Source organism: Lacrimispora sp. (assembly GCF_036758025.1).
Taxonomy (GTDB): Bacteria; Bacillota; Clostridia; order Lachnospirales; family Lachnospiraceae; genus Lacrimispora.
This window is the reverse complement of sequence record NZ_DAIOXM010000003.1, coordinates 121,180-134,447: the sequence shown is the minus strand read 5'-3', so window position 1 is coordinate 134,447 and position 13,268 is coordinate 121,180. Positions and strand designations below refer to the sequence as shown.

The following is a 13,268-nucleotide window of genomic DNA, read 5'->3' as shown; positions in this document are numbered from 1 at the left end:
AGATTTATTTTTTGTTGTAATTTGTCAAATTTTGTTATACACTATATTGGTTACAATATGCGGGAACTATTTGTCAAAAAGGTGTACCTTTATAACAAATAGATTTTTATAATAAATTCTATCATTCCCTGCCATAATGAGTGGTAGGGAGGTTTTTTTATGAAAAATTTTTACGGATACATGCGTGTATCATCATTGGATCAAAACATTGAACGGCAGAAAAAAGAACTTTTGCACTGGGGAATCATTGAAAAGAATTTATATCATGACAAGCTGTCAGGAAAAGATTTTAACAGGCCCCAGTATCAGAAACTGAAGCGCAAGCTGAAAGAAGGCGATGTTCTCGTTGTGAAGAGCATTGACCGCTTGGGCAGGAACTACGATGATATTCAAGAAGAATGGCGTGAAATTGTTAAAAATAAAAAGGCTGATATTGTGATTTTAGATATGCCTATTTTAGATACCAGAACCAACAAGGACTTAGTCGGCACCCTGATTTCTGATATTGTCCTTCAGCTTCTCTCCTATGTTGCCCAATCCGAGCGGGAAAACATCCGGCAGAGACAGGCAGAGGGAATTGCCATTGCCAAGGCCCAGGGAAAGCATTTGGGACGGTTTCCCTCCCCCATTCCCGAGGAATTCTATCCTGTCTATGAAAAATGGACCCAGCGCCTCTACACTCTGGAAACTGCAAGCAAGGAATTGGGCATCACGGTCAGCCAGTTCCGCACCATGATTAAAAAACATATGAAATCACTTTCGGATAAAGATTCAGAGTAAGTAAGAGAACAAAAAGCAAACCCCTGAGGATGGCCGTCTCCAGGGGTTTGCTTTTTATACTACTTCTTATCCTTTACCGATTCTCCTATTAATGCTATAACGCCGCCAAACAGTGCACCTGCAACCGGCCACACAATCCAAGTGATGTGCCAGTCATTTGTAGTAAAGCTCCAGCCCAAGTAAATCGCTGTCGCTACCGGCCAGTAAATGCTTGCAATTTTTTCAGTTTTTCTAGCGCTTTCTCTCTCCTCTGGTGTATATTCTCCTTCGCCGAGAAGGAGGTCATAGGAATTTTTCACTGTACCGGCATTGATTAACAGGTAAACTCCTATGGCAACCAGAATTAATAGGAGTACGACGAATTCTATAAGAATAATTTCCGGCGCCTCCATGGCACCTCCCACAACCAGCGGCAACGCGGCAAGAATACACAAAATTACACCAATGGCTGTGTTTTGCACATATTTCGGTTTGAATTTCTCTTTTCGCTCATTCAATATCCCATTGAGTCCATATTCCAGCTCAAATTCATTATCATCTAAGTATTTGTACTGCTCCATCTTTGAACTGCTGATTATGAAAATACCTACAGCAGTTGAAACCATAATAAGAATTACAGCTATGCCAAGTCCGATGGCAAGACTCTCACCAATGCCCATGTTGTTGTCTGCTAAACCTGCCAGCAAAATCAAAAGTGCCGGTGAAAGAATGCAAAGCACCACCCCGCGTGAGGTCCATTTGCCATGAATTGCTTTATCCTTTATAAATTCGTTTGCTGTCTGAAGGGATACCTTCACATAATCGTCGCTTTCGTCTGTTTCGGAATAAGCGAGGGATTCCATCTCATCTTTTAATAGGTAGTCTGTGGTTACGCCAAATACTTTTGATAATTCCAGTATACGGTTCATATCTGGAATTGCGGCTGCACTTTCCCATTTGGATACGGATTGCCTGGACACCTTCAGCTTTTCTGCCAGTTCCTCCTGGGACCAACCGTTGCTTTTTCTTAATTCCAGTATTTTATCTGCTAAGATCATTTTTTGCCTCCTCTTTTTATAGAACAATTGAATCATGTTTGAAACACTTTCAGTAAGATATCTTAAGCAAATTATAGCAGTTATTGAGGTTGCATGCTATCAACATCACTTATAAATTGCGCAACTGACGGTTGCAACTAAGGGTTACTATACCCTGGACAACGGGATTACACATCAAATACTTAAATTATCTTACAAAAAAATAAAGCGGATACCTCTCCGGCATCCACTCCTTCATTTGTCCCGTTCATATTAAATAAAAACTTATAAACTTTCCTAAATTTACGCAAAATAAAAGCCCCAACCCCACAGCTCTCTGTCTGCAAAACCGGAACTTTTGATGCGCCTTCAGGGACTCGAACCCTGGACAAATAGATTAAGAGTCTACTGCTCTACCAACTGAGCTAAAGGCGCTTGCTTGTCTTTTGTTGTGCCATGTCTGAGGCACGTGTGTAATTATATATCTCTATCCGTCAAAAGTCAACACCTTTTTTACAAAAATTTCACAAGTATTTTAAATTTATTTATTATTCTTATTTTTCTTTGAACTTCCGCCCAGGGTTTTGTTCACTTCTACAAAAGATTTGTTCAAAATGAGCATTTTCCGGTTCAGATCTGGCTTATCGCTGGTTGCCTGGAGAAGTTTTCCAGTAATTTTATGTTTCATTCCCATAGCCACAGCTCCATGTTCGTTTCCTTTTGCCTTATTATATGCAAAACCGGCGTCCAGGTTTATAGTCTTGACGCCGGTTTTCATAAAATCAGACTCTGCCTGCCACCAGCTTGTAAATGGGATTTCCTTTAGAAGAGAATTTTTCCTCATATTCCGTCATCACATTTCCTTCTCCCATTTCACTGTGATGTAAGTCAAAGGTATGTTCCTTGATCTTCCACCCTGCCCGGGGAATGGATTCCAGAGAATATTCAAACAGTCCTTTGTTGTCGGTTTTAAACTCCACAACTCCCTCCGGCACTAAGACGGTGTCATAAACCGCCATGAATTCCTCAGATGTCAGCCTGCGCTTTGCATGGCGGTCCTTGGGCCAGGGATCGGAAAAGTTTAAGTATATCTTCTGTACCTCTCCCTTTTCAAAAATATCTCCCAGGTTCCTGGCATCCACGCACATAAAATAGATATTGTCAAGCTCCAGTCCTTCCCGCTTTTGAAGCCCTCTCAAAAGCACGCTGGGATAACGTTCAATTCCTACATAATTAATATCCGGGTGAAGGGAAGCCAGCTCCATGATAAAACGGCCCTTTCCCATTCCTACCTCTATTTCTATGGGATTTTCATTTCCAAACACTTCCTTCCAGTTCCCCTTTTTTTCAGAGGGATTCTGGACCACATATGGGCTGCCTGCGATTTCTTCTTCTGAGCCTGGTATGTGACGTAACCTCATATTGTAACTCCTCTTTTCGTTTCGTCTTTTAAAACTGCCTTGGCATTTTCAATTGATTGTATCATATAAAACAGATTCATGGCAAGACAGCTATTTTTTACTTTTTTCTTTCGAATCAATTTTCGACAAAATAACAGGTGCGCAATTCGTAATAATCTAGTATAATGTCTGTATATATGGCATATAACCGTTTTGCAAAGGAGGAAATATATATGGGAACTGCAGATAACAGTTTTTGGGCCAGAGTCCAGCAGGGCTTAAGGGAGACAGAAACACTCTTGAGCCAGAAACAGCATAATATGTCCATGATCAAAGCCCGCCAAACCCTGGAATACATGGTGAACTTTTTAGGAGAAAGAGCCCTGATCGTGGAAGGCGACTTAGCCGACAGCATTGACCAGTTATTTGAAGGACGTTTTATTTCCCAGGCCACTAAGGATCACTACCATCGAATCCGTATGCTTGGAAACAAAGCCGTTCATGAAGGCGATGACAGCCCTTATGATGCCAATGAAGCTTGTCAGCTTCTGGGCCAGGAAGTCCATACCCTTGGCGGCCTTCTGGGACTTGGCAGACAGAATCCGTCTTCCATGAGCCATCAGCCAGGCTCTGTCAGCACGGTACCCATCACCTCCCGCAGTGCCTCTTCCCGAAGGGCTCCGGGAAGCGAGGCGTCCAGGACCGGAACCCCAAGAAGTACGGGCACAAGGCCCGCCTCCCAAAGAACGGGAGAGCGGCAATCGGCCGCCAGACCCGCCGGGACAAGGCAGACAGGAACCAGATCTTCTCAGAGACCTCCCCAGAGGGCGGTTTCCCGTAACGGCCAGAGAATTTCCTCTCAAAGCAGAAGCAGAAGGCGTTCCAAAAACCGTGGCTTTGATCCCTATGATTTATTAAAGCCGGCACTTATCTTCCTGGCTCTTTTAGTGGTTGTAATGATATTTGTAAAGCTGGTGCCCGGAAAAGGTGATAAAAAGGAAACCACCGCCTCCCAGACTTCCACAGAGGTGTCAACAGAAGCCATGGTTCCTACGGAGGCACCGCCGGAGACTGCCGCACCGTCAACAGAGGCTCCTAAGATTTACACCACAACAAGCAAATTGAATGTGCGCTCAGAACCGTCTACGGACAGCACCCGTCTGGGCAGTCTGGCAAGCGGCACAGTCATTGATTATGTAGATACCTACGATGACAAATGGACGGTCATCACGTTTGAAGGCAGAGAGGCTTACGTTGCCACTGAATTTTTAACTGTATCAGAATCTGAAACCGAAGAAACAGAAGAAACTTCCTCGGTTTCGGAAAGTTCTTAGAAGCACCCCCTGACATTCCCTGCAGGTTTAAAAGCAGAGGCGCCGGAGGATACTCCGATGCCCCTGCTTTTTTTTATATTTTTATAGCTTTTTTTAAAAATAGTAGTATTATGGGAGTTATGAGTCAATGATGTATGTAAAGGAAAGGAGGGCACGATATGGATGCTGTGATTGAAAAAATATCCGAGATCGAATCGTCTGCAACCGCTATTATGGAAGCAGCCGCCCAGAGAAAAAAGACATTTTTTAAAGAAATGGAAGAACGCACCGCTGAATTTGACGCTCAGTTGGAAAAGGAAACGGAAAAAGAGCTGGAGCAGTTGAGAGCCGGCATGGAAGTTTCCATGAATGAGCGTTTAAAAAAGCAGCAAAGCGATTCCCAAAAGCTTCTGGAAACCATGGAGAAGCGATACGAAGAGCACCATACCCAATATGTTGAGGATTTATTTCACATTATAACAAAGGAGTGATCCCATGGGAGACCTGCTATCTTACAGCGGCATTACCACCAAGGTACGTGCCATGGAAAGCCGCTTAATTACGGAAGGCCATTTCCGGGACATGGCGTCCCTTGAAACAGTTTCCGACGCAGTGGAATATCTGCGGCGCCTTCCCGCTTATGAAGGCGTGTTTCAAAACCTGGAGGGGGAACTTCACCGGGGAGCGATTGAGCAGCGCCTGATTCTTTCTCTTTATCAGGATTTTGCAAAACTCTACCGGTTCGCAAACTTAGACCAGCGCAAATTCCTCGACCTGTATTTTATGCACTTTGAAATCAGACTTATTAAAAAATGCTTCCGCAATGCCATGGGCCACAGCCGCCCAGACATCGATCTTCTGGCATTCCGGGAGTTTTTTGATGAGCATTCCCGGCTGGATTTGGTGAAGCTTTCTTCCTCTTCCGATATTCCTTCCTTTATTGCAAACCTGGAAGGATCTATTTATTACAGTCTTTTGGCTGAACTGGAAGATGGAAAACAGCCCGCCTTATTCGATTACGAGGTCCGTTTAGACCTTCTGTACTTTAAAAGCACCTGGAAGGTCATGGGCAGGCATTTAACCCGGAAGGAAAGAAAAATTCTTTCCCGATGCTTTGGAAGCCGGATGGATTTACTGAATATCCAGTGGATTTACCGTTCAAAAAAGTATTACCATCTGCAGCCCGCAGACATTTATTCCCTCCTGATCCCCATCCATTACCAACTGACCAGGGAACAGGTTACAAAGATGGCGGAGGCTGCCTCAGACGATGAGTTTTACGGCGCTTTAAGATCCACCTTTTACGGCCGCCTCACAGACTTAGAGGCCAGGGACCGGCCGGACTTAGAGAGCCTTACCCAAAAGGCTCTGAACAAGATTTACCGCTTAGCCAGCCAGCAAAATCCTTACTCCATTGCTGTGCTGAATTCATATCTCTATTTTAAAGAAGAAGAAATTCAAAAAATCATCACACTCATAGAGAGTATCCGGTACAGCGTAAATCCGGAAGAAATTATCTCTTATGTAGTGGCACAGTAAAGGAGGCTTCCATTTCGTGATAGAAAAGATGAAATTCTTAAGTATCACCGGACCGAAAGAGGACATTGACCGGGTTATTGACACCTACTTGTCAAAGTATGAGATCCACCTGGAAAATGCCCTGTCGGAATTAAAGACGGTCAAAAACTTAAGGCCTTATATTGAAACAAACCCTTACCGGGATGCTTACCAGAAAGCCGCAGAGCTGGCAAAGCTGCTTCCGGCCCTGGAACCCTCGCGCAGAGAGATTTCCGTCCAGCAGGCCGCTGACATGGTGGAGGAAATTGACCGGCAGGTACAGGACTTTACAAAGGATGAACAGGAGCTTTTATCCAAACAGAATTCCCTTCAGGAATCCTTAGACCGAATTCTGCCCTTTGTAGGACTGAATTATGACTTAAGCGCCATCCTTCATTTTAAGTACATCAAGTTCCGCTTTGGACGGATTTCCCATGAATACTACAGGAAATTCCAGGACTATGTCTACGATACCATTGATACCGTCCTTTACAAATGCCGGGAGGACCAGGATTATGTGTGGCTGGTTTACTTTGCACCAGAAACCATATCCCACCAGATCGACGCCATTTATGCCTCCATGCATTTTGAGCGTTTCTTCCTGCCCGATGAATACAAGGGAACTCCTACTGATGCCATCCACTCCCTTCAGGAAGACATAGATGCCATCCAGTCAGATTTAGACCGGCTCCGCAGCCAAAGAGCACAGATGCTTTCTGAACGGAAAGAGGATTTATCCGCTGCTTTACACAGGCTGGAGACTTATTCTGAAAACTTCAACGTCCGGAAGCTGGCAGCCTGCACCAAAAAAGATGTGAACACCTTTTACATCCTCTGCGGCTGGATGAGCAGCCGGGATGCGGCGGCATTTCAGAAGGAAATTGCCGATGACAAACAAACCTTCTTCTTTGCGGAGGATGACCACAACAACATTTTAAGCAAGCCGCCTACCAAGCTGAAAAATCCCAAGCTGTTCCGGCCCTTTGAAATGTTCATCGGCATGTACGGTCTTCCCGCCTACAACGAAATCGACCCAACAGTTTTAATCGGAATCGTCTATTCCTTCCTGTTCGGGTTCATGTTCGGAGATGTGGGCCAGGGACTCTGCCTGCTGCTGGGAGGCTTATTCCTCTTCCGGAAAAAGAAGCTGAACCTGGGAGCCATCATCTCCTGCTGCGGCTTTTTCTCAACCATATTCGGCTTTCTGTTCGGCAGTATATTCGGGTTTGAGCACATCATAGATCCGGTCTGGCTCCGCCCCATGGAGCACATGACCAGCCTGCCCTTTATCGGAAAGCTGAACACAGTGTTTATCACTGCGGTTTCCCTTGGCATGGGAATCATCCTCATGACCATGGTTTTAAATATCATAAACAGCGTCCGCTCCCATGATACGGAAAAAATCTGGTTTGATACCAACGGAGCGGCGGGCCTTGCCTTTTATGCCAGCCTTGTGCTGACCATTGCCCTTTACATGACAGGAAGACCCCTTCCGGCCACCTTGCTTTTAATCATTCTCTTTGTCATTCCTTTGGGACTCATGTTCTTTAAGGAGCCGCTGACCCATCTGGCGGAGAAAAAGGCCCATACAAACCATGGAGGCAAGGGCATGTTTGTGGTCCAGGGCTTTTTCGAGCTGTTTGAAGTACTTTTAAGCTATTTTTCCAACACCCTTTCCTTTGTCCGTGTAGGCGCATTTGCAATCAGCCACGCGGCCATGATGGAGGTGGTGCTCATGCTGTCCGGAGCAGAGGCAGGAAATCCCAACTGGGTGGTTGTGGTTCTTGGAAACTTATTTGTCTGCGGCATGGAAGGGCTGATCGTGGGAATTCAGGTCCTTCGTCTGGAATATTACGAATTATTCAGCCGTTTCTACCGTGGAACCGGCCGTGAATTTAAGCCTTACGGAAAGAAAAATTAAAAAACCATATTGGAGGTAAATCCTATGTCTAACTTAGTAAAAATCATATTTGCAGCTGCATTAACCTTAAGCATTGTTCTTCCTCTCGGCGCCTTTGCCGCAGGAGAAAAGACAAAGGGCCGTTATAAAACCGCCCTGGGTGTCAATGTATTCTTATTCTTCGGAACCCTTATGGTATCCAGTATCTTCATGTTCAACGGCAGCGCTTTCGCTGAGGAAACTGCAGTTGCCGTATCAGGAACAGTTGCCGGTATGGGATATCTGGCAGCCGCTCTTTCCACCGGCCTTGCCTGCATCGGAGGCGGAATTGCCGTTTCTGCTGCTGCCAGCGCAGCTCTGGGAGCCATCAGCGAGGATGGTTCTATTCTCGGTAAATCACTGATCTTCGTTGGCCTTGCCGAAGGTGTGTGTCTCTACGGATTGATCATCTCTTTCATGATCTTAGGAAAGCTGTAATTATGAAGATGTATCTGATCAGTGACAACGTGGATACCTGGACCGGCATGAGACTGGCCGGGGTAGAAGGTGCAGTTGTCCATGAAAAGGCTGAGTTAAAAAGTGAACTGGATAAAGTCCTGGCCAACAGGGACATTGGAATCGTCCTTTTGACGGAAAAATTCGGAAGAGAGTTTCCGGACATCATCAATGATGTGAAGCTGAACCGGAGACTTCCGCTGATCGTGGAAATTCCGGACCGCCATGGAACAGGCCGCAAGCCGGACTTTATTACTGATTATGTGAATGAAGCCATCGGATTAAAACTATAGGAAAGAGGTGGTCATCTTGACAACTGAGGAAAAACTGCAGCATTTCCTAGGCTTCTGTATGGAAGACGCCAGAACCCGCAGCGCAAAGATGCTTGACGAATATACGGCTGCCCTGGAGGAAACCTTTGCCGAGCACCAAAAAGATGCAAAGGCACGGGCCAGACAGCAGGTAGCCATGGAGCGGGAACAGATGGAACGGGAAATCAACAAACGGCTTTCTCTGGAGCAGATCGGCATGAAACGGGAGTTCGGAAAGAAACAGGATGAACTGAAGGAAAAGCTGTTTGCTGAATTGAAGGAGCGGCTGTTAGAATTTATGAAAACGACCGAATACGGCCGTCTATTGGAAAAACAGGTACAGGAAGCAACAGAGCTGGCCGGTAAGGAGTTCATGACCATTTACTTAACTCCTGAGGATGAAGAAAAGGCCAGAAGCCTTAAGTTTCCTGCCAGCGCTGATATACGGATCAGTGAATATTCATTTATGGGAGGAATCCGGGCAGTGATTCCCTCCAGGCATATTTTGATTGACAATTCCTTTGAATCCAAACTGGAGGAGGAAAAACGTGACTTCCGGTTTGATATCAGGGAAATGATGGGAGGTGGGGAAAATGGCTGATACAGGAGTAATTTCCGGAATCAACGGCCCTATTATATACTTAAAGGGAAACCCCGGTTTCCGGATGAATGAAATGGTTTACGTTGGAAATGACCGTCTGGTCGGCGAGGTCATTGGTCTAACGGACCGCCGGACCACAGTTCAGGTCTATGAGGAAACCAGCGGCTTAAGGCCGGGTGAAACTGTAACCGCCACCGGCTTTCCCGTGTCTGTCACACTGGCTCCGGGTATCTTAAGCAATATTTTTGACGGTATTGAACGCCCTTTAAAGGAAATTTCAAAGACAGGCGGTGCCTACATTGACCGAGGCATCCAGGTGGATTCTCTTGACAAGTCAAAACTTTGGAAGACCCATATAACTGTAAAAAAGGGAGAGCACTTGTTCCCGGGCGCCATCATTGCAGAGGTTCCTGAGACTCCCGCTGTGATTCACAAGGTAATGATTCCTCCGGATATGGAAGGATATGTTCTGGACGTCGTAGAGGATGGGAAGTACACCATATCCGATCCCCTGCTGACCCTGCGCCTGTTAGACGGCTCAGAAACACAGGTCACCATGACCCAGAAGTGGCCCATCCGCATTCCCAGACCGGTTTTGAAACGGTATCCTGCCACAAAGCCCCTGATTACCGGGCAGAGGATTATTGACACCTTATTCCCCCTGGCAAAGGGCGGAACCGCCTGTATTCCGGGAGGGTTCGGAACAGGAAAGACTATGACCCAGCATCAGGTTGCCAAATGGTCTGATGCGGATATTATCATTTACATCGGCTGCGGAGAGCGCGGAAACGAGATGACCCAGGTTCTTGAGGAATTCTCTGAACTGATCGATCCCCGTTCCGGAAATCCTCTTATGGACCGTACCACACTCATTGCAAACACCTCCAACATGCCGGTTGCCGCCCGTGAGGCCAGCCTTTATTCAGGCCTTACCCTGGCGGAATATTACCGGGATATGGGGTATCACGTGGCAATCATGGCAGATTCCACCTCCCGCTGGGCGGAAGCCTTAAGGGAATTATCAGGCCGTCTGGAGGAAATGCCTGCTGAGGAAGGCTTCCCGGCTTATTTGGCCTCCCGCTTATCCGCCTTTTACGAAAGAGCCGGAATGATGCAGAATATGAACGGAACCGAAGGCTCCGTCACCATTATCGGAGCCGTATCCCCTCAGGGCGGTGACTTTTCAGAGCCTGTAACCCAGAACACAAGGCGTTTTGTACGCTGCTTCTGGGGATTGGACCGGAACCTGGCAAATGAGCGCCATTTCCCGGCCATCCACTGGCTCAGCAGTTATTCGGAATATTTGATGGATTTAGCCCCTTGGTATGTGGAGCATGTGGATAAGAGGTTCGGGGATTACAGAAACCGTCTGGTCTATCTGCTGACCCAGGAAAGCAGCTTAATGGAGATTGTGAAGCTGATCGGCGGGGATATGCTTCCCGATGACCAGAAGCTTATTTTAGAGATTTCCAAGGTTATCCGCATCGGGTTTTTACAGCAGAACGCATTCCACAAGGAGGACACCTGTGTGCCCATGGAAAAGCAGTTTTTGATGATGGATCTGATTCTTTATTTATACAAGAAATCCCGTTCTCTTATATCCATGGGAATGCCCATGTCCGTATTGAAGGAGGACCCGATTTTTGACAGGATCATTTCCATCAAATACGACGTTCCTAATGACAAGCTGGAAATGTTTGAAGATTATAAAAAACAGGTCGATGCATTTTACGATTCCGTCATCGAGCGAAACGCATAAGAAGGAGGCAGACTATGGCAATCGAATATTTAGGATTAAGCGCAATCAACGGACCCATGGTGGTTTTAGAAGGCGTCCAGAATGCTTCTTTTGATGAGATCGTGGAAATGACCGTGGACAGGAAGACGAAAAAGCTGGGACGCATCATTGAGGTTTATGAAAATAAGGCCATCATTCAGGTATTTGAAGGAACTGACGGCCTGGCTTTAAGAAATGTTCACACCCGGCTGACAGGCCGCCCTATGGAGCTGGCTGTATCAGAGGATATGCTGGGACGGACCTTTAACGGCATAGGAGAGCCTATTGACGGGTTAGGGGATATTAATTCCAGCCTCAGGCTGGATGTCAACGGAAAACCATTAAATCCGGTGACCCGGGAATATCCCAGGGATTATATCAGAACCGGAATTTCGGCCATTGATGGACTTATGACCCTGATCCGGGGGCAGAAGCTTCCCATTTTCTCAGGAAACGGCCTTCCTCACGACGAGCTGGCGGCCCAGATCGTACAGCAGGCTTCTCTTGGAGATGATGGAGAATCGGGCGAAAAGTTTGCCGTTGTATTTGCCGCCATGGGAGTAAAGTACGATGTGGCAGAGTTCTTCCGCCGTACCTTTGAGGAAAGCGGCGTTTCCGACCATGTGGCTACCTTTATCAACCTGGCAAATGACCCTGTTGTGGAAAGACTGATCACCCCAAAGGTGGCCCTGACTCTGGCAGAGTATCTGGCCTTTGAAAAAGGGATGCACATCCTGGTTATATTGACGGATATGACGGCCTATGCGGAAGCCCTCCGTGAAGTTTCCTCTTCTAAGGGAGAGATTCCCTCCAGAAAGGGCTATCCGGGGTATTTGTACAGCGACCTGGCCTCTATCTATGAGAGAGCCGGAATTGTAAAGGGCAAGCATGGCTCTGTGACCCAGATTCCCATTCTGACCATGCCAAACGACGATATCACCCATCCTATCCCGGACCTTACGGGATACATTACGGAAGGTCAGATCGTTCTGGACCGGAGCCTTCACGGGCAGTCGGTTTATCCGCCCATCAATGTGCTTCCTTCCTTAAGCCGTCTGATGAAAGACGGCATTGGAGAAGGCTTTACAAGGGCCGACCATCAGGGCGTGGCAAACCAGCTTTTCTCCTGCTATGCCAAGGTGGGAGATGCAAGAGCCCTGGCTTCGGTTATCGGTGAAGATGAGCTGTCTCCCCTTGATAAAAAGTATCTGGTTTTCGGCAGGGAATTTGAGGACCGCTTTGTGGGCCAGGGAAACCATGCAAACCGGAATATTATAGAAACCCTTTCCATTGGCTGGGAGCTTTTAGGACTTCTTCCAAAAGGAGAGCTGGACCGTATCGACACCAAAGTTTTAGACCAGTATTATAAGCCAACTGACCCGGACCATAAGGAAGAATAGGAGGGGTATTTATGAATCCTAATTCATTTCCCACCAAAGGAAATTTAATCCTTGCAAAGAACTCCCTGGCCTTAGCCAGCCAGGGATACCAGCTGATGGATAAAAAACGGAACATCCTGATCAAGGAGCTGATGGGCTTAATTGAGGAGGCCAAGGGCATTCAGTCAGAAATCGACGTGACCTTCACCTCCGCTTACAAGGCTTTGCAGCGGGCCAATATTGAGCTGGGCATCAACTACGTCCAGGACATTGCCATGGCCGTTCCTGTGGACCATACGGTGAAGATCAAGACCCGCAGCATTATGGGGACGGAAATTCCTCTGGCTGAGTACGGGGAAATGCCTTTGAACCTGACTTATGCCTATTACAGCACAAGAGAATCCTTAGACGAGGCCAGAGAGCAGTTCGAAAAGGTGAAGAAGCTGACTGTCAGGCTTTCCACAGTGGAAAACTCCGCTTACCGTCTGGCAAACAGCATCAAAAAGACCCAGAAACGGGCCAATGCTTTAAAGAACATCACCATTCCCCGGTATGAAGCCCTTACAAGGAATATCAACAACTCTTTGGAGGAAAAAGACCGGGAGGAATTTACAAGGCTTAAGGTGATTAAAAGAAATAAGAATCATATATAAGCAGCTATAGAAAGAGACATGTAAGATGCCTGGCAGCATTTTACATGTCTCTTTTTTATTGACCGAATCGGTTTATCATGTTATAC

At 46.6% G+C, this 13,268-nt stretch carries 14 protein-coding genes and 1 tRNA gene; 11 read left to right on the top strand and 4 right to left on the bottom strand.

Annotated features, from left to right (window positions below):
* The first annotated feature begins 159 nt into the window (after window positions 1-159).
* Window positions 160-780 carry a recombinase family protein gene (locus V7M78_RS04510; protein WP_333646854.1) on the top strand — a complete coding sequence of 207 codons (621 nt, stop codon included), beginning with the start codon at window positions 160-162 and terminating at the stop codon, window positions 778-780.
* Window positions 781-839: 59 nt separating this feature from the next.
* On the opposite strand, the gene V7M78_RS04505 is transcribed toward V7M78_RS04510, so the two are convergent.
* The 4 genes from V7M78_RS04505 to trmB form a co-directional block, all read right to left on the bottom strand.
* Window positions 840-1,817, bottom strand: a complete 978-nt coding sequence (locus V7M78_RS04505) for a helix-turn-helix domain-containing protein (protein WP_333646852.1) — start codon at window positions 1,815-1,817, stop codon at window positions 840-842.
* Between the two features lie 341 nt (window positions 1,818-2,158).
* Window positions 2,159-2,231: transfer RNA gene (locus V7M78_RS04500), tRNA-Lys, on the bottom strand.
* Between the two features lie 106 nt (window positions 2,232-2,337).
* On the bottom strand, window positions 2,338-2,574 hold the full coding sequence (locus tag V7M78_RS04495; protein ID WP_333646850.1) for a hypothetical protein: 237 nt from the start codon (window positions 2,572-2,574) through the stop codon (window positions 2,338-2,340).
* A gap of 4 nt (window positions 2,575-2,578) precedes the next feature.
* Window positions 2,579-3,217: a tRNA (guanosine(46)-N7)-methyltransferase TrmB gene (gene trmB / locus V7M78_RS04490; protein ID WP_333646848.1), complete on the bottom strand. Its 639-nt coding sequence runs from the start codon at window positions 3,215-3,217 to the stop codon at window positions 2,579-2,581.
* Between the two features lie 212 nt (window positions 3,218-3,429).
* On the opposite strand from trmB, the gene V7M78_RS04485 reads away from it, so the two are divergent.
* From V7M78_RS04485 to V7M78_RS04440, 10 genes are all read left to right on the top strand, one after another.
* Complete coding sequence (locus V7M78_RS04485; protein ID WP_333646846.1) at window positions 3,430-4,530, top strand: SH3 domain-containing protein; 1,101 nt, start codon at window positions 3,430-3,432, stop codon at window positions 4,528-4,530.
* A 158-nt stretch (window positions 4,531-4,688) separates the two neighbouring features.
* Window positions 4,689-5,000 (top strand): ATPase, encoded by a 312-nt coding sequence (locus V7M78_RS04480; protein ID WP_333646844.1) that lies wholly within the window; start codon window positions 4,689-4,691, stop codon window positions 4,998-5,000.
* 4 nt (window positions 5,001-5,004) lie between these two features.
* Window positions 5,005-6,048: a V0D/AC39 family V-type ATPase subunit gene (locus tag V7M78_RS04475; protein WP_333646842.1), complete on the top strand. Its 1,044-nt coding sequence runs from the start codon at window positions 5,005-5,007 to the stop codon at window positions 6,046-6,048.
* A gap of 16 nt (window positions 6,049-6,064) precedes the next feature.
* A complete protein-coding gene (locus V7M78_RS04470; RefSeq protein ID WP_333646840.1) occupies window positions 6,065-7,987 on the top strand; it encodes a V-type ATP synthase subunit I in 1,923 nt (640 codons plus the stop codon).
* A gap of 24 nt (window positions 7,988-8,011) precedes the next feature.
* Window positions 8,012-8,443 (top strand): ATP synthase subunit C, encoded by a 432-nt coding sequence (locus V7M78_RS04465; protein ID WP_333646838.1) that lies wholly within the window; start codon window positions 8,012-8,014, stop codon window positions 8,441-8,443.
* A 2-nt stretch (window positions 8,444-8,445) separates the two neighbouring features.
* Window positions 8,446-8,754, top strand: a complete 309-nt coding sequence (locus tag V7M78_RS04460; protein ID WP_333646836.1) for a V-type ATP synthase subunit F — start codon at window positions 8,446-8,448, stop codon at window positions 8,752-8,754.
* Between the two features lie 16 nt (window positions 8,755-8,770).
* A complete protein-coding gene (locus V7M78_RS04455; RefSeq protein WP_442914624.1) occupies window positions 8,771-9,373 on the top strand; it encodes a V-type ATP synthase subunit E in 603 nt (200 codons plus the stop codon).
* Window positions 9,366-11,132, top strand: coding sequence for a V-type ATP synthase subunit A (locus V7M78_RS04450; RefSeq protein ID WP_333646832.1), 1,767 nt, complete (start codon window positions 9,366-9,368; stop codon window positions 11,130-11,132). Before V7M78_RS04455 ends, V7M78_RS04450 begins: the two co-directional genes overlap by 8 nt.
* 14 nt (window positions 11,133-11,146) lie before the next feature.
* The gene (locus tag V7M78_RS04445; protein WP_333646830.1) at window positions 11,147-12,550 is read left to right on the top strand and encodes a V-type ATP synthase subunit B; all 1,404 of its coding nucleotides are present in this window, start codon (window positions 11,147-11,149) and stop codon (window positions 12,548-12,550) included.
* An 11-nt stretch (window positions 12,551-12,561) separates the two neighbouring features.
* Window positions 12,562-13,182 carry a V-type ATP synthase subunit D gene (locus V7M78_RS04440; RefSeq protein WP_333646828.1) on the top strand — a complete coding sequence of 207 codons (621 nt, stop codon included), beginning with the start codon at window positions 12,562-12,564 and terminating at the stop codon, window positions 13,180-13,182.
* Window positions 13,183-13,268 lie beyond the last annotated feature (86 nt).

Excerpts from the sequence above, each read along its gene's own strand:
- V7M78_RS04510 (WP_333646854.1), top strand. The coding sequence starts at position 160 with ATGAAAAATTTTTACGGATACATGCGTGTATCATCATTGGATCAAAAC.
- V7M78_RS04505 (WP_333646852.1), bottom strand. The coding sequence starts at position 1,817 with ATGATCTTAGCAGATAAAATACTGGAATTAAGAAAAAGCAACGGTTGG.
- V7M78_RS04495 (WP_333646850.1), bottom strand. The coding sequence starts at position 2,574 with ATGAAAACCGGCGTCAAGACTATAAACCTGGACGCCGGTTTTGCATAT.
- trmB (WP_333646848.1), bottom strand. The coding sequence starts at position 3,217 with ATGAGGTTACGTCACATACCAGGCTCAGAAGAAGAAATCGCAGGCAGC.
- V7M78_RS04485 (WP_333646846.1), top strand. The coding sequence starts at position 3,430 with ATGGGAACTGCAGATAACAGTTTTTGGGCCAGAGTCCAGCAGGGCTTA.
- V7M78_RS04480 (WP_333646844.1), top strand. The coding sequence starts at position 4,689 with ATGGATGCTGTGATTGAAAAAATATCCGAGATCGAATCGTCTGCAACC.
- V7M78_RS04475 (WP_333646842.1), top strand. The coding sequence starts at position 5,005 with ATGGGAGACCTGCTATCTTACAGCGGCATTACCACCAAGGTACGTGCC.
- V7M78_RS04465 (WP_333646838.1), top strand. The coding sequence starts at position 8,012 with ATGTCTAACTTAGTAAAAATCATATTTGCAGCTGCATTAACCTTAAGC.
- V7M78_RS04460 (WP_333646836.1), top strand. The coding sequence starts at position 8,446 with ATGAAGATGTATCTGATCAGTGACAACGTGGATACCTGGACCGGCATG.
- V7M78_RS04450 (WP_333646832.1), top strand. The coding sequence starts at position 9,366 with ATGGCTGATACAGGAGTAATTTCCGGAATCAACGGCCCTATTATATAC.
- V7M78_RS04445 (WP_333646830.1), top strand. The coding sequence starts at position 11,147 with ATGGCAATCGAATATTTAGGATTAAGCGCAATCAACGGACCCATGGTG.
- V7M78_RS04440 (WP_333646828.1), top strand. The coding sequence starts at position 12,562 with ATGAATCCTAATTCATTTCCCACCAAAGGAAATTTAATCCTTGCAAAG.